General features: G+C 59.2%; 15 protein-coding genes. 13 read left to right on the top strand and 2 right to left on the bottom strand.

The features are described from left to right. The first annotated feature begins 18 nt into the window (after positions 1-18). Positions 19-1,308 carry a phenylacetate--CoA ligase family protein gene (locus tag ACIOZM_RS07275; protein ID WP_401211278.1) on the top strand — a complete coding sequence of 430 codons (1,290 nt, stop codon included), beginning with the start codon at positions 19-21 and terminating at the stop codon, positions 1,306-1,308. Further along, positions 1,308-2,246 carry a GNAT family N-acetyltransferase gene (locus ACIOZM_RS07270; protein ID WP_401211422.1) on the top strand — a complete coding sequence of 313 codons (939 nt, stop codon included), beginning with the start codon at positions 1,308-1,310 and terminating at the stop codon, positions 2,244-2,246. Before ACIOZM_RS07275 ends, ACIOZM_RS07270 begins: the two co-directional genes overlap by 1 nt. A gap of 48 nt (positions 2,247-2,294) precedes the next feature. Here ACIOZM_RS07270 and ACIOZM_RS07265 read toward each other — a convergent pair whose 3' ends face one another. Both ACIOZM_RS07265 and ACIOZM_RS07260 read right to left on the bottom strand, forming a co-directional pair. Continuing rightward, on the bottom strand, positions 2,295-2,819 hold the full coding sequence (locus ACIOZM_RS07265; protein ID WP_401211276.1) for a hypothetical protein: 525 nt from the start codon (positions 2,817-2,819) through the stop codon (positions 2,295-2,297). Positions 2,820-3,050: 231 nt separating this feature from the next. Next, a complete protein-coding gene (locus tag ACIOZM_RS07260; protein ID WP_401211274.1) occupies positions 3,051-3,200 on the bottom strand; it encodes a hypothetical protein in 150 nt (49 codons plus the stop codon). Between ACIOZM_RS07260 and ACIOZM_RS07255 the strand changes: the two genes are divergently transcribed. From ACIOZM_RS07255 to glgX, 11 genes are all read left to right on the top strand, one after another. After that, complete coding sequence (locus ACIOZM_RS07255; RefSeq protein WP_401211272.1) at positions 3,199-5,190, top strand: methyl-accepting chemotaxis protein; 1,992 nt, start codon at positions 3,199-3,201, stop codon at positions 5,188-5,190. The genes ACIOZM_RS07260 and ACIOZM_RS07255 overlap by 2 nt on opposite strands. A gap of 271 nt (positions 5,191-5,461) precedes the next feature. After that, positions 5,462-5,908, top strand: a complete 447-nt coding sequence (locus ACIOZM_RS07250; protein WP_401211269.1) for a DUF411 domain-containing protein — start codon at positions 5,462-5,464, stop codon at positions 5,906-5,908. Further along, entirely contained in the window at positions 5,908-6,342 is a 435-nt protein-coding gene (locus tag ACIOZM_RS07245; RefSeq protein ID WP_401211266.1) for a YqaA family protein, read from the top strand. The genes ACIOZM_RS07250 and ACIOZM_RS07245 overlap by 1 nt, the downstream gene beginning before the upstream one ends. Before the next feature lie 86 nt (positions 6,343-6,428). After that, complete coding sequence (locus tag ACIOZM_RS07240) at positions 6,429-7,454, top strand: alpha/beta fold hydrolase (RefSeq protein WP_401211264.1); 1,026 nt, start codon at positions 6,429-6,431, stop codon at positions 7,452-7,454. A 13-nt stretch (positions 7,455-7,467) separates the two neighbouring features. Continuing rightward, on the top strand, positions 7,468-8,421 hold the full coding sequence (locus tag ACIOZM_RS07235) for a D-2-hydroxyacid dehydrogenase family protein (RefSeq protein ID WP_401211261.1): 954 nt from the start codon (positions 7,468-7,470) through the stop codon (positions 8,419-8,421). A 590-nt stretch (positions 8,422-9,011) separates the two neighbouring features. After that, entirely contained in the window at positions 9,012-10,598 is a 1,587-nt protein-coding gene (gene glgA / locus ACIOZM_RS07230; protein WP_401211259.1) for a glycogen synthase GlgA, read from the top strand. 18 nt (positions 10,599-10,616) lie between these two features. Then, a complete protein-coding gene (treZ, locus tag ACIOZM_RS07225) occupies positions 10,617-12,419 on the top strand; it encodes a malto-oligosyltrehalose trehalohydrolase (protein WP_401211256.1) in 1,803 nt (600 codons plus the stop codon). Further along, positions 12,416-14,494 carry a 4-alpha-glucanotransferase gene (gene malQ, locus ACIOZM_RS07220; protein WP_401211253.1) on the top strand — a complete coding sequence of 693 codons (2,079 nt, stop codon included), beginning with the start codon at positions 12,416-12,418 and terminating at the stop codon, positions 14,492-14,494. The genes treZ and malQ overlap by 4 nt, the downstream gene beginning before the upstream one ends. Next, entirely contained in the window at positions 14,491-17,259 is a 2,769-nt protein-coding gene (locus ACIOZM_RS07215; RefSeq protein WP_401211250.1) for a malto-oligosyltrehalose synthase, read from the top strand. Before malQ ends, ACIOZM_RS07215 begins: the two co-directional genes overlap by 4 nt. A 27-nt stretch (positions 17,260-17,286) precedes the next feature. Continuing rightward, positions 17,287-17,595: a DUF2934 domain-containing protein gene (locus tag ACIOZM_RS07210; protein ID WP_401211247.1), complete on the top strand. Its 309-nt coding sequence runs from the start codon at positions 17,287-17,289 to the stop codon at positions 17,593-17,595. Between the two features lie 296 nt (positions 17,596-17,891). Then, positions 17,892-20,051 carry a glycogen debranching protein GlgX gene (gene glgX, locus ACIOZM_RS07205; protein ID WP_401211244.1) on the top strand — a complete coding sequence of 720 codons (2,160 nt, stop codon included), beginning with the start codon at positions 17,892-17,894 and terminating at the stop codon, positions 20,049-20,051. The last annotated feature ends 1 nt before the right edge of the window (position 20,052 follow it).

The raw sequence follows: 20,052 nt of genomic DNA, 5'->3' as shown, positions 1-20,052 counted from the left end.
TTTTATAAGAACGACAGAATGAACACGACCGTTGATTTGAACAGCCTGATCGGCTTTGCCCGACAGCACTCGAACTACTACAAGGAACACTTTCGGGCAATCCCGGAGGGCGTGACCACACTGGCCGACCTTCCTCTGGCAGACCCTGCACAATATTGGCAAGGGAGTCAGGAGCTTGAGCAGTGGCCAGTGCTGACATCCGCCATTGGCAGCGCATTGGTCTTCAGAACCGGCGGGACAACCGGTTCCGGCAAGCTGTCGATATACACCCGTGACGAGTGGCAAACACTGGTAAGCGACTTTGGCACTCATCTCACCACACAGCTGAACGAGGGTGATCGGGTCGCCAATCTGTTCTTCGTCGGTGATCTTTATGCCAGCTTCATGTTCACCCACGACTCGCTCGCGCATGTAAAGGTGGGAGTCACCGAGTTCCCGTTCACCGGCGATGTGGATTCCAGCGTACTGGCCGAGTCCATCATGGCCTTTCGGATCAATGTGCTGGCCGGCGTACCGGCGCACTTGCTGAAATTTGCCGCATGGATGGAGCAAAGGTCACTGACGCTTGAAGGGGTGCAGACCTTGCTCTACGGCGGTGAAAGCCTGTTCGCAGCGCAACTGCAGGTGCTCGCGCGGGTATTCCCGAATGCGCGGATTGCCTCCATCGGCTACGCGAGCGTCGACGCCGGTTTAATCGGCACCAGTGAGCGCGATTGCGCCTTGGGTGAACATCGCATGCTTGAACACCACGGCGTGCTGGAAATCATCGACGAGCTGACGGGCGAGGTGATTGAAGAATGCGGTCGCAACGGACTGCTGGTAATGACCAACCTCACCCGTCAGCTGATGCCGTTGATCCGCTATCCGGTGGGCGACCTCGCCTGCTGGCGCGAACCCCGCGCAACTCCCCGGCGCAAGTTTGCGCTGATGGGCCGCAGCATGAACAGTCAGCGCGTTCGGGTGAGCATATTGACCTTGCAGATCTTCGATATAGGCGAAATCGTGCAACGCAGCGTCGCCAGCGATGACTGGCAACTGGTCATCGAGCAGCGTGGACAGAAAGATCTGCTGACCCTCCAGTGGGTTCCGGCCGTCGCGTTGCAAGACAGCGCCAATGCCAGTGATTTGCTCAAGAGCGCATTGATCGAGCGTTACCCAATGATCGAACAACTGACTACCGATCATCTGCTTGATCTACACGTAACCGGTTGCACAGGCGACGACCTCGCCTGCCATCCGCGTTCCGGCAAACGTCAACGGGTGGTGGATCTGCGCGAATATGATTGTCCGCCCCAGAGGCAGACATGATGGATAACCTGACGCTGCGACGCTATCGCGTCAGTGACGCCTCGGCCGTGAGCGCGCTGTTCCGCAGGATCTACGGAGATCATTACGCTCAACCTCACGTGTATCTGCCGTGCATGTTCAGCCAGAACCACAAAGAAGGTCGCTGGCATTCACTGGTGGCCGTGGACAACCAACAAATACGTGGGCACGCGACCTTGTTTCGCGAGCTCAGTCGTAGTGCTTCCAAAGGAACACGAACGGCAGAGCTGGCGTTGAGCGTGGTTGATCCAGACACCCGCGGACAGAACATTGCAACGCGCCTGGGTCAGAAACTACTGATTCATGCGCAAGCACTCGATTGCCACAGCGTTACCATCAAACAGGTGACGCAACATCCGTACACCCAGCGCATGGCGAGCAGCCTGGGATTTCACAGTACCGGTTTGTTGCCTGACTATGTGGCCTCGCCATTTGGCGAACTGAACCGGGAAACGGTCGTGCTCGGTTTCCAGTCCATCGATGGCTATCAGCGGCCTCTCCCTGCCCTGGTCTGGCCCGAGGACTGTCGTGAGCTCATGCACTACCTGAGCGCGGCGTTCGGTACGGAGGAAACCCAGCCGGCCTGGAAGCACCCCAGGATGAGTTTCGATCACTCGTCAGGTCGATACGACGTCAACATCAAGGAGCTGGACGCCAGCTTGCTTGATCAATTGCGGCAACTCCCGGCGCATTGGTTGATATCGCTCAGGCTGAGACTGGCGAAGGGCTTTACCGACGCCATGCAGCAGCTCTCGACGCTGGGTTTTGCATTCACTGGAGTTGCCCCGGATGACCGGAGTGAGGGATGGCTGGCGCTGTTTCACCGAGGATATGGGGCGCGCAAACTGACATTGCATTGCCCTCACATGCAGCGCTTGCATGACCGTGCGCAACAGCAAGCAGGTCTGATCGAAGGGTAAGTACAATCGAGGCCCGTTCAAGGGGTGAACGGGCCAGTCATTACGAATTTATGCCTTGGCCTTCACGCCTGAATCCACCGGTTTTGACGCATTGCCTTCGCCGTACGTCTTCAGGTTTTGAAGAACATAGATAGCTTTTTTATATTCGGGAATCAGCGCCTTGCCGTAGTAATTGCCGTTCAGGCCATTGGTCTGGATGGCATCCAGCTGAGTCGCGAAATATGCAAGTGCATCGAACTTGGCGTCAGGATCTTGCACGCCGAAACGATCGAACTTGTCGCCGGCATTGAACAGGCTGATCGAGGTCACCTCAGAGATCAGCCCTCTGCCACGCAGAAACGAACTCAGATTACCCAGTTGTTTCGCCGAGACGTTCGTAGGGTCGAAGCCCTTGATCTGCTTGCGCAGGTTCTGCTTGTCCATCTCGGCAGTGTTCAGCACGTTTGGATCGTTGCCGACCTTGGTCAGCATTTGCTGGACCTTGACGCTCTGAGAAACTTGTTTTTTCGCGCCAGTATTACGTACCAGAACACCAGCCTTGGCCTGCCAGGTACCGGTATAGCCGATAGTCATGAGTGGACTCCCTGCGAGATGACCATGAAAACGTCCTTTTGAAAGACTTGAATGCCGCGAGTATCTACCGGCGAACTGGTGGCACCAAAACTATAAATGCCTTTCTTTACAATTCTTATACATTCTCGATACAAATGCCAAGAGCGCTGTAAATGCTGGCTTGCCGCTCTTTTGAAAATTCTTCGCCAGAGGTTTTCTGCTCTAACGAACGAGCTGTCCGGCTTGCTTGTATCAGAGCTGATACCTGCCATCGGTCGATATCGGAGTTTCTTGGACGAAAGTACCTAAAGCTTCCTCATTCACCGACGATACGCTGACATGCCCCCGCGCCTTTTCTTCCGCCACCCACAATAAAAACGCAGCACAAGGACCGGTTTCCATGCCCGCATTCCGCACTATTCAGGCTCGCTACACGCTGTTTCTGGTTCTGTTCATCCTGCTGCTGTCGGTATTGACCGTGGTCGGCATCAGCCAACTTGTTGCGCCCAAGCTGCGACATACGGAGGAACAGGTGGTGCTCAACCGCATCGCCGAAGTCGCCGAGCAGATTCAGGGCGAACTGAACAAGGTTCAGGCGCAACAGCGCAGCATCACCCAGACCATTCCATTGCTCGACAGTGCAGCCATCGACACGGTTCTGCCGGGGCTGGTCGATCAGTACGGCGAGTTGAAAGTATTCGGCGGCGGTATCTGGCCCCTGCCCGGTCAGCGTGAGGCAGGACGCAACAAGTTCAGCACTTTCTGGCACCGCGACGCCTCGGGCAAACTGGCGGTCAATACCTTCTGGAACAGCGACGCAGCGCCCAACTACTACGATCAGAGCTGGTACAAGGGCGGCATGCAGACCCCGCGCGGCCAGTGCGCCTGGGCTGCAGCCTATAAAGATGACGCGAGCGCCGAACCACGTACCAACTGCGCCATGGCGATTCAGAAGAATGGCGTGTCCTGGGGCGTATCGACCATCGACGTGACCCTCGGTTTCTTCAATGATCTGGTGGCACGCAAGGAAAAAGACCTCAACGCCGAAATGCTGATCGTTGAAGCCGATGGCAAGATCATCAGCAACAGCTCGCGCATCAGCGGGCCGATCGTGTTGAAGAACATCAGCGATCTGGCTTCAAGTTCGACCTTCGCCAGCCAGGTTAAAACCGGCCTGCAAAACCGTGATCAAGCGCAGCGCGTCGAATTCGACAATAACGGTGAAGCCAGCACCTTCTTCATGCGTCCAATCGAAGGCACGCCGTGGTTCCTTGCCACTGCCCTGCCGACCAAGATGCTCACTGCCCAGCGTGATGATGTGCTCAGCACCTTGAGCCTGTTGCAGATTCCGCTGGTGATTCTGCTGGTGCTGTTGCAGGTCTATGCGATCCGTCAGTTGGTTCAGCGCATGAAAGCCCTGAAAGCCAACATTGATTTGCTGTCCAGTGGCGATGCTGATCTGACTCGGCGCATCACCATCCGTGCCGAAGATGAACTCGGTGCCATCGGTCACTCGATCAACGCCTTTATTACCTACCTGCAAAACATGATCGGCGAAGTCACGCAAGCCACCGGCGCCATGGCCTCGAGTCTCGACGGTCTGCAACGCACCTCGGCGCACACCAGCCAGATTCTGCTGCGTCACGCTTCGGAAACCGATCAGACCGTGACGGCCATCACCGAAATGAGTTCCACCGCTGAAAGCGTCGCGCAGAATGCCGCCGAAACCGCTGCGTTCACCCAGCGCGCCAACGAAAACGCCGATCGTTCCCGCGTGGTCGTTGGTGAAGCCTCCAGCAGCGTGATAGCACTGATCGACGAGGTGGCCAGCGCCACGCACAAAGTCGAAAGCATGCAACAGGACGCCCAGCGCATTACCGAAATTCTCGGGGTGATCGGCGCGATTGCCGGCCAGACCAACCTGCTGGCGCTCAACGCCGCCATCGAGGCAGCGCGTGCCGGTGAACAAGGTCGCGGCTTTGCAGTGGTGGCCGACGAAGTGCGCGCCCTCGCCGCTCGTACTCAGGCCAGCACTTCGGAAATCAACGAAATGCTGGCTCGCCTGACACAAGGTGTGAGTTCTTCGGTGGCAGCCATGGAAAACACCCAGGCCAGTTGCCAGTCTGCTGCCGATGCCACTGCGCGGGTTAACTCGGGCCTGGACGAAATGGCCGGTTCGGTCAGCCACATCAACAGCCTCAGTACCCAGATCGCCACCGCCGCCGAGCAGCAAAGCGCGGTGACCGAAGAGATCAACCGCAGCATGGTGCAGATCCGTCATATGGTTGAAGAGTTGGTAGAAAGCGGTCACGCCAGCGAACTCAACACCCGGCAGTTGCTCGAAGCCAACAGCCGCGTCAGCGCGATCATGGGCCGCTTCAAAGTCCGCTGACACCCCCGCTTGTAGGAGCGGCGGCACGCTGCGATCTTTTGATCTTGATTTAAAGACAAGATCAAAAGATCGCAGCGTGCCGCAGTTCCTACAGGGGATCGCGTGGTATCTGACAGATTTGTAATCTCGTACTCAGTGGGCTGTCAGGCTTGATCGACGATCATTCTGCCGACTTGCCTTGTATCAACTTGAAACACTCCGTTGATGCCTTGCAGGATAATCCGGTCAAAATACTCTCCTTTTTGACCGTCATCCTTGTCGAGAATCCATCATGCGAACCTCCCTGCGTCTAGCCGCCCTGAGCGTCCTGTTCATCTCTTCCCTGGCCCAGGCCGCCGATCTGATCCCGATCGAAGTGCATCGCGACGCCAATTGCGGTTGCTGCAAGAAGTGGATCAGCCACCTGGAAGCCAACGGCTTCAAGGTCGAGGATCACGTCGAAGCCGACATGAGCAGCTTCAAGCAGCAACATGGCGTACCGCCGCGTCTGGCTTCGTGCCATACCGGGATCATCAACGGCAAATTCGTCGAAGGCCATGTACCCGCCGACCAAGTGTTGGCGCTGAGCAAACGTGACGATCTGCTGGGCGTTGCCGCGCCGGGGATGCCGATCGGTTCGCCGGGAATGGAAATGGATGGCATGAGCGACGCCTATCAAGTGATCGGTCTGACAAAGAGCGGTGCTGATGTCGTGGTGGCGGATTACCCGGCCCACTGATGGCGGTGGCTTATTTCGGGCTGTTCTTCGCCGCATTCGGTGCGGCGACACTGTTGCCGCTGCAATCCGAAGCGCTGCTGGTGGGGTTGCTGCTCAGCGACCGTTATTGGCTATGGGGCCTGCTGGCCGTGGCGACGCTGGGCAATGTGCTGGGTTCAGTGGTCAACTGGTGGCTCGGGCGCCGGCTGGAGCAATTTCAGGATCGGCGCTGGTTTCCGGTGAGTGCCGCGCATATGGCCAAGGCACGCAAGCATTATCAGCGTTACGGGCATTGGTCGTTGTTGCTCAGTTGGCTGCCGATCATCGGCGATCCGCTGACCTTGATTGCCGGTGTGATGCGCGAGCCGCTCGGACGTTTCCTGCTGATCGTCACCCTGGCCAAAGGCGCACGTTATGCGGTGCTGGCCTTTTTGACCCTCGGCTGGCTCGGTTGAACGATTGAGCGCGGACATTGCCTGTTTTTAACGTCGCCCTAATCCGGCCGTTCCAGCATCGACCGATTTCAATGGAGTTTGCCCCTATGTCCGTGACGCTCACCCGCTGGCTGCCCGGCCTGTTCCTGACCGCCGTCCTGCCGTTGATGGCGCATGCCGAAGGCCCGCAATACGGCCCGGAGCTGCAAGGTTTCGAATACCCCTACACGCTTAAACACTTCGCCTTCCAATCCCAGGGCAAATCCTTGCAAATGGGTTACATGGACGTCGCCGCCCATGGCAAAGCCAACGGCCGCACCGTGGTGCTGATGCACGGCAAGAATTTTTGCGGCGCAACCTGGGACAGTTCGATCAAAGCCCTCAGCGAGTCCGGCTACCGGGTGATCGCTCCGGATCAGATCGGTTTCTGTACATCCAGCAAACCTGACAACTACCAATACAGCTTCCAGCAGCTGGCCACCAACACCCAGCAACTGCTCAAAGCGCTGGGCATCCAGAAAGCGACTCTGCTGGGGCATTCCACCGGCGGCATGCTCGCCACCCGTTACGCACTGCTGTTCCCGGATCAGGTCGATCAACTGGCGCTGGTCAATCCAATTGGTCTGGAAGACTGGAAAGCCCTCGGCGTGCCCTATCGCACCGTTGACCAGTGGTATCAGCGTGAACTCAAAGTCACCGGCCAAAGCATTCGCGACTATGAGCGCACGACTTATTACGATGGTCGCTGGAAACCCGAATTCGACCGTTGGGTCGACATGCTCGACGGCCTGAGCAACGGCCCGGGCAAAACCCAGGTGGCCTGGAACTCGGCGCTGATCTACGACATGATTTTCACCCAGCCGGTGTATTACGAATTCAAGAACCTGAAAATGCCGACGCTGCTGCTGATCGGTACGTCCGACACCACCGCCATCGGCAAAGACATCGCGCCACCCGAGGTGAAAGCGAAAATCGGCCACTACGAAGTGCTCGGCAAGCAAGTCGCCAAGCTGATCCCGCAGTCCACGCTGGTGGAATTCCCCGGCATGGGCCATGCGCCACAAATGGAAGAACCTGAACAATTTCACAAGGCGTTGCTCGACTGGCTGAACAAAACCAATCCCGTGCGTTGATGAGGTAAGGCTGATGGCGGTGCAGATTGCAGTGATCGATGACTGGCAGGACGTGGCCCGCGACGTGGTCGACTGGTCGGTGCTGGAGAGTATCGGTGAGGTGACGTTCGTCCACGACTACCCGGCGGACAACGCCACGATGGCCGAACGACTGGCCAGGTTTGAAGTGATCTGCGTTATGCGTGAGCGCACGCGTTTCGACGAAGATTTGCTCAAACGTCTGCCCAAGCTCAAGTTGCTGGTGACTGGCGGCATGCGCAACGCGGCGCTGGACATCCCGGCTGCGACGAAGCTAGGGATCAAGGTCAGCGGCACCGACAGCTATAAACACGCGGCGCCGGAACTGACCTGGGCGCTGATCATGGCCGCCACGCGCAATCTGGTGAACGAGGCCAACGCCTTGCGCGCAGGCAAGTGGCAGCAAGGGCTGGGCGGCGATCTGCATGGCAAGACCCTGGCCATTCTCGGTTTGGGCAGCATCGGCCAGAAAGTGGCGAAGTTCGGGCAAGCGTTTGGTATGCGCGTGATCGCCTGGAGCGAAAACCTCACCGCCGAACGCGCCGAGCAGGCTGGCGTGACTTATGTCAGCAAGCAGCAGTTGTTCGAACAGGCCGATGTGCTTTCGGTGCATCTGGTGCTCAGCGAACGCAGTCGCGGGCTGGTGGATGCACAGGCACTAGGCTGGATGAAACCCACGGCGTTGCTGGTCAATACTGCGCGCGGGCCGATTGTCGATGAAGCGGCGCTGATCAAGGCCCTGCAGAAACAGCACATTGCCGGTGCAGCATTGGATGTATTCGATGAAGAACCGCTGCCGCCGATGCACCCGTTTCGCACACTGGAAAACGTGTTGGCCACCCCGCATGTCGGCTATGTCAGCCGGCAGAACTATGAACAGTTTTTTTCGCAGATGATCGAAGATATTCAGGCGTGGTCAACGGGCAACCCAATTCGCCCACTCAACTAACACAACAAATCCCTGTAGGAGTTGCGGCACGCTGCGATCTTTTGATCTTGTTTTTAAAACCAGGATCAAAAGATCGCAGCGTGCCGCAGCTCCTACAAGGGCCTCTGACAGTCACCCAATCAACAAACTGTCCGCACCACAACAGTGCGAGCGCATTTCGCGCTAGCACAAAACCATGACCATCCAGTCACCGTTTTAGCCCATCCCGCCAAAAATACCTGCCCTTCGTCGGTGCGAGTCACCCCTATACCCCGCTACTCACACTACTCGCAAACCGATTGTCGAACAATTTACCTTTTTGCCCGGGCCCGCTCTAGGATCTGGCCTAGACTGGATTTCGCGGGGTAAAACCGGCTGGTCACAAACTGGAAAAATTCTCGAAACTTTTGCAGATCGCGACGGGTCATCTGAAAGGCAGTGCCAACGCGACTGGTGCAATCCTTGCAACGGCACCCTCACCCATTCTGCTTGCGCGTGTTGGGTAGCGTTTGCTCACCGATGCGTGGCGCGTTTGCGCCTGGCCACAGGACTCTGGCCACGGAAATCGCTTGTTCAAGACAAGAATCAGATCAACGACACGGGAGATTCATATGATCAGTGCGGCATTGGATATTCAGGGAGAGCGTGCTCAACCATCGATTGGCGAATCGAGCACCGTGAGCGTTCCCGGCAGCCGGTCGATCAACGTCCCGAGCACCAGAACGCTTGCCCCGGTGGCCAGTCAGAATCCAAACAAGAAGAAAGTGTTGTTCGTTACCTCGGAAATCGCCGATCTGGTCAAGACCGGTGGCCTGGGTGACGTTTCTGCCGCCCTGCCCCGCGCCATGGCGCACCTGCATGATGTTCGCGTGCTGATCCCCGGTTACCCGCAAGTGATGCACAGCGAAAATCCGATCCACATCATCGGCGAACTCGGCGGCCATGCAGCGCTGCCTCCTTGCCAGATCGGGCGCATGGACATGCCTGATGGTCTGGTGATTTACGTGTTGATCTGCCCCGAACTCTACGAGCGCGAAGGTTCGCCTTACGGCGCCAACAACGGTCGCGACTGGCCGGATAACCACATTCGGTTTGCCCGTCTGGGTCTGGCCGCTGCCGATATCGCTGCTAACCTCGCGCAGATTCACTGGTGCCCGGATCTGGTGCACGCCCACGACTGGCCGGCTGGTCTGGCGCCTGCTTATATGCACTGGCGCGGGCAGCGCACGCCGACCCTGTTCACCATTCACAACCTTGCCTATCAGGGCGTGACCAGCCTTGGCTCGTGCCCGGAGCTGGGTATTCCGCACCATGCCCTGCAACAGGAAGGCATGGAGTTCTACGGCAAGATGTCGTTTCTCAAGGCCGGCATGGCGTATTCGAGCCATATCACTACGGTCAGCGCGACCTATGCGCAGGAAATCACCACCCCGGATTTCGGCTGCGGTCTCGACGGTTTTCTCGCCGCCAAGACCCAGCAAGGCTTGCTCAGCGGTATCCCCAACGGCATTGACGAGAGCTGGGATGCGGCCACCGATCCGCACCTGTTCGCACCGTTTGCCATCGGCGACTGGGAAGGTAAAGCGGTCAACGCTGCGCACGTTCGTGAACTGTTCGGCCTCGCCGATTCCGAAGGCCCGCTGTTCGCCGTGGTCTCGCGACTGGTCTATCAAAAAGGTCTGGATCTGACTGAAGCGGTGTCCGAATACATCGTCGAGAACGGTGGCCAAATCGCGATCATCGGCCGTGGCGAGCCGGAAGAAGAACAAGCCATGCGCGAACTGGCGCTGCGTTTTCCCGGCCAGATCGGCGTGCGTATCGGCTTCAACGAAACCGATGCCCGACGCATGTTTGCCGGCAGCGATTTCCTGCTGATGCCGTCGCGTTACGAGCCCTGCGGCCTGAGCCAGATGTATGCGCAGCGTTTCGGCTCGTTGCCGGTGGCGCGCAATACCGGCGGGCTGGCCGACACCATTGAAAACGGCGTCACCGGATTCCTGTTCGACGAGTCCACTGTCGAAAGCTACCGAGAAGCGCTGAGCCGCGCCTTCAAGGTTTTCGCTTTCCCCGAACTACTCAATGCCATGCGCTGCCGGGCGATGGCCGCTCCGTTCAACTGGTGCAAAGCAGTCGAACCCTACGCCGAGCTTTACGAGCAACTGGTGGCCAAGGCGCTGGGCAAAACCGGCCACAAATAACCAGGGAGGTTATCAACGATGCCGTTACGGTCCCTTGAAACCTGGCCCCACGGCGCGATCATGCTGGACGCCGAACACACACAATTTGCGTTGTGGGCGCCGGATGCGTTTTACGTCAGTGTGGAGCTTGAACACGGGCAATCCCTGGCGATGTTGCCCCAGGGTGACGGCTGGTTCGTGATCGAGACCCTCTGCCCGGCCGGAAGCCGCTACCGCTACAACATCGATGGCGAACTGGAAGTGCCCGATCCGGCCTCCAGAGCGCAGGATGGAGATATCGACCGCCACAGCGTTGTAGTCGATCCGCTGGCCTATCAGTGGCGACACAGCGCATGGCACGGTCGGCCATGGAGCGAAGCGGTGATCTACGAGCTGCACGTCGGTGCGCTTGGGGGTTTTGCCGAAGTCGAACAACATCTCGCACGCTTGGTGACGCTGGGCATCACCGCCATTGAACTGATGCCGCTGGCGCAATTTCCCGGCGAGCGCAATTGGGGTTACGACGGCGTACTGCCCTACGCGCCGCAAGCCTCGTATGGCACCCCGGAACAACTCAAACATCTGATCGACAGCGCCCACGGCCATGGCCTGGCGGTGATTCTCGACGTGGTTTACAACCACTTCGGCCCCGACGGCAATTACCTGAACCGTTACGCCAAAGGTTTCTTTCGCGAAGACAAACACACGCCCTGGGGCGCTGCCATCGACTTCCGCCGTCGCGAAGTGCGTGAGTTTTTCATTGAAAACGCACTGATGTGGCTACTGGAATACCGCTTCGACGGCCTGCGACTGGACGCGGTGCATGCGATTCAGGACCCGGATTTCCTCAGTGAAATGGCCCAGCGCATCCGCCAGCAGATCGACCCGACGCGGCATGTCTGGCTCACCGTAGAAAACGAGCTGAACCAGTCGAGCCTGCTCGAATACGATTACGACGCGCAGTGGAACGACGACGGGCATAACGCCCTGCACGTCCTGCTGACCGGCGAGACCGACGCCTATTACGCCGACTATGCCTCGCAGCCGACTGAGCAACTGGTTCGTTGCCTGAGCCAGGGTTTTGTATTTCAGGGCCACATCACCCGCCACGGCGAACCGCGCGGCGAACCCAGCGAACATCTGCCCTCGACCGCGTTCGTGCTGTTCTTGCAGAACCATGACCAGATCGGCAACCGCGCCTTCGGCGAGCGCCTGCATCAACTGGCCGATCCCCGAGCGTTGCAGGCTGCCACGGTGCTGCTGTTGCTCTCGCCGATGATCCCGCTGATGTTCATGGGTGACGAGTTCGCCGCCGAACAACCGTTTCTGTTCTTCACCAGTCACCACGGCGAACTGGCCGAACTGGTACGCGAAGGCCGGCGCAATGAATTTGCCGCGTTCAGCGCGTTTAAAGATCCGCACAAACGCGAACGAATTCCCGACCCCAACGCCGAGCAAACCTTCCACGCTTCGCAACCACGCCTGATCGGCAACGGCTCGGCGATTCAGCAGCAAACGCTGGCGTTGTACCGGCAACTGTTGCAACTGCGCCACCAACACATCATCCCCAATCTGTCCGGCACCCAGGCGCTTGGCGCACACATGCTCGGCTATGGCGCGGTCAGTGCGCGCTGGCGCCTGGGCAATGGCAGCGAGTTGCGAATTGACCTGAACCTCAGCGACACGCCAGTGGTCAACCCTGAACAGACCGATGCGGTGTGGCTGTTTCAGCAGCCTGCCGCCACTGATCTGTCGGAACCGGGCGTACTCGCCCCGTATTGCGCGCTTGTCAGCCTCACGGCCGCAACCCCTTTGCAACCTCTGAACGGAGAGCGCCTATGAGCGATGCGCAACTGGAAATTCTCGCCAGCCGAGCGGGCCTTGCCGTCGACTGGATCGACGCCAACGGTCGCCCGCAAAAAGTCGCCCCGGCGGTGCTGCGCAATGTCCTCATCGGCCTTGGCCACCCCGCCAGCACGGCTCAGGAAATCGACGCCAGCCTGCTTGAATTGCAACAAGTGCAACAGGATCGTCACCTGCCTCCGCTGCTGACCAGTGACGTCGGCGCCGGGCTGGATCTGGCCCGCTATTTCGAACCTGAAACGCCCTGCGAAATCCACCTCGAAGACGGCTCGCGGCTGAACCTGAAGCTCGATGCCCAAGCGATATTGCCCGGGCTGATCCCTGCGGGATATCAACAGGTACACATCGCCGATCAATATTTCACCCTGGCCGTCGCGCCCGAGCGCTGTTTCAGCGTCGGCGATGCGGTGGACAATCCGATCCCCCGCGCCTGGGGCCTGAGCGTGCAACTGTATTCGTTGCGCCGGCCCGGCGATGGCGGTTTTGGTGACACTCAAGCGTTGGAAGAACTGGCGCGAGTGGCCGGCGAACGTGGTGCCGAAGCCTTGGCGATCAGCCCGCTGCACGCGATGTTCAGCGCTGACACCGGACGCTACAGCCCTTACTCGCCGTCGAGCCGGCTGTTTCTCAACTCCTTGTATGCCTCGCCGGGCACGATCCTTGGCGAACGTGCCTTGCGCGATGCCATTGACGCGACCGGTCTGGCCGAGCAGTTCGCGCAACTGGAAGATTTGAAGCTGATCGACTGGCCGAGCGCCGCCGATGCCAAGCAAAAACTCCTGCAAGCCTTGTACGAAGGCTTCACCAGCGGCGATCACCCGTTGCATCCCGATTTCGCCAGTTTCCGTCACACGGGTGGCGAAGCACTGGAAAATCACTGCCGTTTCGAAGCGATCCAGGAAATGCGCGCATCCCGTGGCGAAAGCCTCGACTGGCGCGAATGGCCCGAGCATTGGCACGACCCACGCGGCGCCGCCCTCGAAGCGTTTGCAGAAGAATACAGCGAGCGCATCGGCTACTTCGCGTTCTGCCAATGGCTGATTCATCGCTGCCTGGAGCGCGCGCAAACTGCCGCCCGTAGCGCTGGCATGGGCATCGGTCTGATCGCTGACCTCGCGGTCGGTGCCGATGGCGCCGGCAGTCAGGCCTGGAGTTTTCAGGATGAATTACTTGCCTCGCTCACCGTTGGCGCCCCGCCGGACATTCTCAACCGCTCCGGTCAGGGCTGGGGAATCTCCGCGTTTTCTCCGGAAGGTCTGGTGCGTAACGGTTTTCGCGCCTTTATCGACATGCTGCGAGCCAACTTCGCCCACGCTGGCGGGTTGCGCATCGACCACGTCATGGGCCTGCAACGGCTCTGGGTGATTCCCAACGGTGCGATCCCGGCTGACGGCGCGTACCTGTATTACCCGGTGGACGATCTGTTGCGCCTGCTGACCCTTGAATCCCATCGCCATCAGGCCATCGTCCTCGGTGAAGACCTCGGCACTGTTCCCGACGGCCTGCGGGAAAAACTCATCGCCCGCTCGATGCTGGGCATGCGCGTGCTGTTGTTCGAACAGGACAACTGTCATTTCAAACCGATTCTCGACTGGCCGGACAATGCCTTGGCGACTACCAGCACCCACGACTTGCCGACACTCAATGGCTGGTGGCATGGCAAGGATATCGACTGGAACGCACGCCTGAATCTGGTCGATGCCAGCGGCGAAATCGAATGGCGCCGCCACCGTCAGCGTGAGCGCGAAGGCCTGCGCAGCGTCTTGAGCCAGGACCCGCAGAACTTTCGCGAGGAATCCCACGAAGCCGATCAGGTTGTCGACGCTGCCGTTCGTTTCCTCGGCCACACCCGGGCGCCGCTGGTGCTGCTACCGCTGGAAGATGCGCTGGGCATCGAGGAGCAGGCCAACCTGCCGGGCACCACAGACACCCACCCGAACTGGTCGCGACGCCTGCCCAACAGCAGCGAAGCATTGCTCGACGGCGCGGATGCTGCGCGACGTCTGGAACTGCTCGCCTGCGCGCGCCTTCAGGCAGCCGAGCGTGATCAATGAACCAAACGCTTATCCGCCCGCTACGCGCCACCCTGCGCCTACAATTTCATAAAGGCTTTACCCTCGAACAAGCGGTGCCGCTGGTGCCGTACTTCGCCAGTCTCGGCATCAGCCACATTTATGCCTCGCCGCTGCTCGCGGCACGTTCCGGTTCGATGCACGGCTACGATGTGGTCGATCCGACCCGGGTTAACCCGGAACTCGGCGGCGAGCCGGCGTTAAGGCGTCTGGTTGGCGCGTTGCGCGAGCACGACATGGGGCTGATCCTCGACATTGTTTCCAACCACATGGCGGTCGGCGGCAGTGACAATCCGTGGTGGCTTGATCTGCTGGAATGGGGACGACTGAGCCCGTACGGCGAGTTCTTCGATATCCAGTGGCACTCGCCAGACCCGCTGATGGAAGGCCAGTTGCTGCTGCCGTTTCTCGGCAGTGATTACGGCGTGGCGTTGCAGGAAGGCACGCTGAAACTGCACTTCAATGCGCAGACCGGCAGCTTTTACGTCGAGCACTACGACCATCATTTCCCGATCTGCCCGAGTGATTACGGCGAACTGCTGAGACCTGTCGAAGCACTGAAATCCCTTGCCGAACGCTTCAGTTCCCTGAGCTATCAGACCGACGCGCATTCGCTGGCGCTGCCGCTGAAGGAAGAACTGCAGCAACTGGCGAGCGACCCGCAGATCCTCGACGCCATCCAGCGCAATCTCGCGCACTACGACTCCACCACCAACGAAGGCTTCGACAAACTGCATCAGCTACTCGAACGCCAAAGCTATCGTCTCGCCAGTTGGCGCACCGCTGCCGATGACATCAACTGGCGGCGCTTTTTCGATATCAATGAGCTGGGCGGTCTGCGGGTCGAGCGGCCAGCGGTGTTCGAGGCCACTCACGGCAAGATCTTCCAATTGATCGAAGAAGGCCTGGTCGACGGTTTGCGCATCGACCATATCGACGGCCTCGCCGACCCTCGCGGTTATTGCCGCAAGCTGCGGCGGCGGGTCGATCTGTTGGCGCCGGGACGGCACTTGCCGATCTACGTCGAGAAGATTCTCGGTGCCGGCGAAACCCTGCACACCGACTGGGCGGTGGACGGCACCACCGGCTACGAATTCATGAATCAACTGTCGTTGCTGCAACACGATCCTGATGGCGAATACGTCCTCGGCGACCTGTGGCAGCGGCGCACCGAACGCCCCGCCGCGTTTATCGAAGAAGCGCAACTGGCGCGCCAGCAGATTCTCAACGGCTCGCTGGCCAGCGATTGCGAAAGCGTCGCTCAGGCGCTGCTGCAAGTGGCGCGGGATGACCTGATGACCCGCGACCTGACCCTCGGCGCGATTCGTCGCGCATTGCAGGCGTTGATTGTGCATTTCCCGGTGTACCGCACTTACATCAGCGCACTCGGGCGTTCGGCGCAGGACGAGGTGTTTTTCCAGCAAGCCATGGAGGGTGCAAAGCAGACCCTCGGCGAGAGTGATTGGCCGGTGCTTGACTGTCTGGCCGGTTGGCTCGGTGGCCAGCCGTGGCGACGCAAGCCTCGCGGGCGTTCACGGAAAATCCTCAAACACGCTTGCGTGCGCTTTCAGCAACTGACCTCACCAGCAGCGGCGAAAGCCGTGGAAGACACCGCGCTGTATCGCTCGGCGGTGTTGTTGTCGCGCAATGACGTCGGCTACAACACTGAACAATTCAGCGCGCCGCTCAGCGACTTTCATGCGGTCAATCAGCAACGTCTGGCGCAGTTTCCCGACAACTTGCTGGCCACCGCCACCCATGACCACAAGCGCGGTGAAGACACCCGGGCGCGTCTGGCAGTGCTCAGCGAGCGCAGCCACTGGTACGCCGAACAGGTCGAGTTGTGGCGTGCCCTTGCCCGGCCATTGCGCGATGACGATCAACTGCCGTCGTCCGGCGATGAGCTGATTCTTTATCAAGCCTTGCTCGGCAGTTGGCCGCTGCAACTGCGTGATGACGATCAGGCGGGTTTTGCGGATTACGCCAAACGCATCTGGCAATGGCAACAGAAAGCCCTGCGCGAAGCCAAGCTGCAAAGCAGCTGGAGCGCGCCTAACGAAGCCTATGAAAACGCCACGCAAACCTTCACCGAAAGATTGCTTACAAGTAATGAAGGCGAACTGCTGCGCGCTGCCCTGATCAAGACCGTCAACAGCATTGCCGCTGCCGGCGCGCTGAACAGCTTGGCGCAAACCTTGCTGCGCATGACAGTGCCGGGGGTGCCGGATCTGTATCAGGGCAACGAGTTCTGGGATTTCAGCCTGGTCGATCCAGACAACCGCCGGCCGGTGGATTACGCCGCTCGCGAGCAAGCCTTGCATGCGCAAGTCGCAGTCGAGGAATTGCTGGCGAACTGGCGTGACGGGCGCATCAAGCAAGCCTTGATCGCCCAAGTGCTGCGCCTGCGCGCCGAACATGCCGGGTTGTTCCGGCGCGGCTCGTACCAGGCCCTTGAGGTGCTGGGCAGTCAGGCGCACAACGTGCTCGCATTTGCTCGCGAGCACGAGGGTCAGCGGGCCATCGTGATCGTGCCGGTACGTTGCGCGACGCTGCTGGAAAACAGTGCCATCCCTCAAGTGGATGCGCTGCGTTGGGGCGATACGCGGGTGGTTTTACCGTTCCTCGCCTGCGACACAAACCTGAAGGGACTTTTTGCAAACGCAGCAGTCACAAAAAACAGGGAGCTGAACGTCAGCGACGCGCTGGGGAATATTCCGGTCAATCTCTTTATCCAACACTTAACGTAAGTACAAGTTCAGCTCAGGAGCATTGCGATGAGTACCGACGATAAACGCATCCGCGAGTTCGCCTATCAGATCTGGGAATCCGAAGGGAAACCTGAAGGTCATGAGTCACGGCATTGGGAGATGGCGCGCAAACTGGCAGAAGCCGAGGCGCTCGCTCCGAAGAAATCACCGAAAGCGGCCGGCAGTAAAGCTGCTGACGCCAAGACGCCTGCGGCCAAGCCTAAAGCGCCAACAGCGGCCAAAGCCAAACCGGCCAGCGCTGCCAAGGTCGTCCCGCCAGGCGAAAAAGCCGCCGAGAAAAAGCCCCGAGCGACCAAGAAGCCCCCGGCCAACTGACGCTTTCCGGATATCTGAATTGAACAACCGTGTGGCGGGTTCGCTCGCCACAAAGGGCGCACTCGCCCTGAAGAAACACTATTAACCCTTGCAGGAGTGAGTTTTTGTGGTGAGGGGATTTATCCCCGTTGGGTTGCGCAGCGACCCCAAATCCGGCAATCGCGTTGTATCAGTCATACCGTTTGTGCTGGTTTTGCGACTACTTCGTAGCCGAACGGGGATAAATCCCCTCACCACAGTTCGCTCCCACAGAGAGAAGCAGCGTAGCAATCACCCCCAGTTTTGCAGGAGCAACCATGACCAATCCAAAAAAAGCCGCACCCGCACCTCATGTCGAGGCCTCGAGAATTCGTGAAGGTCTGCCCTTCCCGCTCGGTGCGACCTGGGATGGTCTTGGCGTCAATTTCGCGCTGTTTTCCGCCAACGCGACCAAGGTTGAACTGTGCATCTTCGACGATGCCGGTGAAGTCGAACTCGAACGCATCGAACTGCCCGAGTACACCGACGAGATCTACCACGGCTATCTGCCCGACGCCCATCCCGGCCTGATCTACGGTTACCGCGTTTACGGCCCGTACGACCCGGCCAACGGTCACCGCTTCAACCACAACAAACTGCTGATCGACCCCTACGCCAAACAACTGGTCGGTCAGCTCAAATGGTCCGAAGCGCTGTTCGGCTACACCATCGGCCACCCTGATGCCGACCTCAGTTTCGATGAACGCGACAGCGCGCCCTTCGTGCCAAAGTGCAAAGTCATCGACCCGGCTCACACCTGGGGCAACGACCATCGCGTCAGCGTGCCGTGGGACAAGACCATCATTTATGAAACCCATGTGCGCGGCATCAGCATGCGCCATCCCTCAGTGCCGGAAAACGTGCGCGGCACCTTCGCCGGGCTGATGGTCGATGATGTGCTGGAACACATCCGCAAACTCGGCGTTTCAACCGTGGAACTGTTGCCGATTCACGCCTTCGTCAACGACCAGCATCTGCTGCAAAAAGGCATGACCAACTATTGGGGCTATAACAGCATCGCGTTCTTCGCCCCGGACCCGCGCTATCTCGCCAGCGGCAAGATCGCCGAGTTCAAGGAAATGGTCGCGCATCTGCACGAAGCCAATCTCGAAGTGATCCTCGACGTGGTTTACAACCACACCGCCGAGGGCAACGAGCAAGGCCCGACCCTGTCGATGCGCGGTATCGACAACGCCTCGTACTACCGCTTGATGCCCGACGACAAGCGCTTCTACATCAACGATTCCGGCACTGGCAACACGCTGGACTTGAGCCACCCGTGCGTACTGCAAATGGTCACCGACTCGTTGCGTTACTGGGCGAGCGAGATGCATGTCGACGGCTTCCGCTTCGATCTGGCGACGATTCTCGGGCGTTATCACGACGGTTTCGATGAGCGTCACAGCTTCCTCGTCGCCTGCCGCCAGGACCCGGTGCTGCGTCAGGTGAAAATGATCGCCGAACCGTGGGACTGCGGCCCCGGTGGTTATCAGGTGGGCAATTTCCCACCGGGCTGGGTCGAGTGGAACGACAAATTCCGCGACACCGTGCGCGCCTTCTGGAAAGGCGACGACGGTCAGGTTGCCGATTTCGCCAGCCGCATGACGGCGTCAGGCGAGATGTTCAATGAACGTGGACGGCGGCCGTATTCGTCAGTGAACTTCATCACTGCGCATGACGGTTTCACCCTCAACGATCTGGTGTCGTACAACGACAAACACAACGAAGCCAACGACGAGAACAATCAGGACGGCAGTAACAACAATCTGTCGTGGAACCACGGCGTCGAAGGACCTACCGATGACCCTGAGATCAATGCGCTGCGCCACCGGCAGATGCGTAACTTCTTCGCCACCTTGCTGCTGGCGCAGGGCACGCCGATGCTGGTGGCTGGCGACGAGTTCGCCCGCACTCAGGACGGCAACAACAACGCCTATTGCCAGGACAGCGAGATCGGTTGGGTCAACTGGGACCTGAGCGAGGACGGCAAAGCGCTGCTGAAATTCGTCAAACGTCTGATCAAGTTACGCCTCGCGTACCCGATCCTGCGTCGCGGACGTTTTCTGGTCGGCGAATACAACGAAGACATCGGTGTGAAAGACGTGACATGGCTGGCGCCGGACGGCACGGAGATGACCACCGAACACTGGCATGACGCGCACAACCGTTGCCTCGGCATGCTGCTGGATGGTCGCGCACAGGAAACCGGGATTCGCCGCAAAGGTGCCGACGCGACCCTGTTGCTGGTGGTCAACGCGCATCACGACATCGTCAATTTCAAATTGCCGGAAGTGCCCGAAGGCAGTTTCTGGACGTGCATGATCGACACCAATCAGCCGTCGATTCGCGGCCAGGAACGCTTCGACTTCGGCCATGAATACTCGGTCACCGGGCGTTCGCTGCTGCTGTTCGAACTGCAACGTGAAGAAGAAGACTGAT

It is taken from the genome of Pseudomonas sp. NPDC087346 (assembly GCF_044744235.1).
Classification (GTDB): domain Bacteria; phylum Pseudomonadota; class Gammaproteobacteria; order Pseudomonadales; family Pseudomonadaceae; genus Aquipseudomonas.
This window is presented reverse-complemented; position numbering and strand designations above follow the sequence as displayed.